The sequence below is a fragment of the Streptomyces solincola genome, assembly GCF_002982015.1.
GTDB classification, from domain to species: domain Bacteria; phylum Actinomycetota; class Actinomycetes; order Streptomycetales; family Streptomycetaceae; genus Streptomyces; species Streptomyces solincola.
In genome coordinates this window covers 1-1,549 of sequence record NZ_PVLV01000713.1, presented here as the reverse complement: position 1 = coordinate 1,549, position 1,549 = coordinate 1, and the positions used below count along the sequence as shown (strand labels likewise).

The 1,549-nt window shown below is 74.7% G+C and carries 1 protein-coding gene and 1 riboswitch; the gene reads left to right on the top strand.

Annotated features, from left to right (window positions below; translation table 11 throughout):
* A riboswitch (cyclic di-AMP (ydaO/yuaA leader) is annotated at positions 1-59 on the top strand. This riboswitch is flagged as partial in the annotation.
* Between the two features lie 12 nt (positions 60-71).
* Positions 72-1,334, top strand: a complete 1,263-nt coding sequence (locus tag C6N75_RS29600; protein WP_407703291.1) for a M23 family metallopeptidase — start codon at positions 72-74, stop codon at positions 1,332-1,334.
* Positions 1,335-1,549 lie beyond the last annotated feature (215 nt).

Here is a 1,549-nt window from a genome sequence, read left to right as displayed (position 1 = left end):
AGGAGACCTTCCTGCTCCGAACCCGTCAGCTAACCCGGTAGGCGCTGAAGGAAGGAAAGGAGTACGCCTCCGTGGCGTCCAACAGCCCTGCCCCCGCGACCCCTCAGGGTGCGGCCGGCTCTCTCGGCTCCTCCGGCACCGCCACCGCGGCGGTCCCGTTCGTCTCCACCGTCTTCCCCGACGCGGCCGGAGCAAACGGCGCCCATGTGGCATCCGCTGACGGCATGTACGCCGCCGAGAGCGTGTACGCGGCCCCCGCCGAGGACGCTTACGCGGCCCCCGCCGATGGGACGTTCGGCGAGTGGAACCCCACCGAGGAGACCGTCCGCCCCGTGCGCGGACGCCACCGGGTCGCCAAGCAGCGCGGCGGACTGGCCCGCAGCTCCACCGTGCTCGGCGTGGGCGTCATCGCGGCGGTCGGCGCGGGCGGCATGGCCACCGCGCAGAGCAAGCCCCCGGTCTCCATATCCCTGCCGGACGCGGTCACGGACAACCTGCCGGACGCCTCCTCGCTGCCCGGCATCGGCGCGCTGCTGTCGGACGACGACCCGTCCGGCGACGACAGCGCCACGGCGGACGTCCAGGCGTCCGGCGAGGACGCGCCCCTGGCCACCGTCTCCCTCAGCGGCGCGCAGCCCGCCGGCCAGGACGACGCCTCCGCCGCCGACGCGGGTGAGGCACTGCGCGCCCGCATCCTCCAGCAGGCCGAGCAGGCCCAGGCATCCGCGGACGCCGAGGCGCGGACCGCCGCCGAGCAGAAGGCCGCCGAAGTGGCCGCTGCCGAGGCCGAGAAGCAGCAGGGCGAAGCCGAGAAGGCCGCCGAGGCGGAGAAGAAGAAGGCCGCCGCCGAGAAGGCGGCCAAGGAGAAGGCCGCGGCCGAGGCGGCCGCCAAGGAAGAGGCCAAGCAGCGCGCCGCCAAGGAGGCCGCCGCCGCCAGTTGGTCGCTGCCGACCTCCTCGTACACCATCACCTCGACCTACGGCCAGGCCGGCGCGATGTGGTCCTCGGGCTACCACACCGGTCTCGACCTCGCCGCGCCCACCGGCACCCCCGCCAAGGCGGTGCACGCCGCCACGGTCAAATCGGCGGGCTGGTCCGGCGCATACGGCTACCGCATCGTGCTGGAGCTGGCGGACGGCACCGAGGTCTGGTACTGCCACCTGTCCTCCATGACGGTCGCCGCCGGGCAGCAGGTCGGCGGCGGCGAGACCATCGGCCGGGTCGGCGCCACCGGCAACGTCACCGGCCCGCACCTGCACCTGGAGGTCCACACCTCCGGCGGCCAGGGCATCGACCCGCTGTCCTGGCTGCGCGGCAAGGGCCTCACGGTCTGACGAAACGGGCACCCGGCGGCCCCGTCGATGTTTCACGTGAAACATCGACGGGGCCGCCGGNNTCGGCTTCGTACGCCGGTGCCGAGGGCCGGTGCCGTGCGCCGGCGCCTCAGGTCCCCGACCGGCCGGGCGGCCCTTCCCCGCCTCCCCCTCGCACTCCGGCAGTCCTGGCGGCACCCCCCCCGACGCCAGGACTGCCGGGTCTCCTCCGCCGG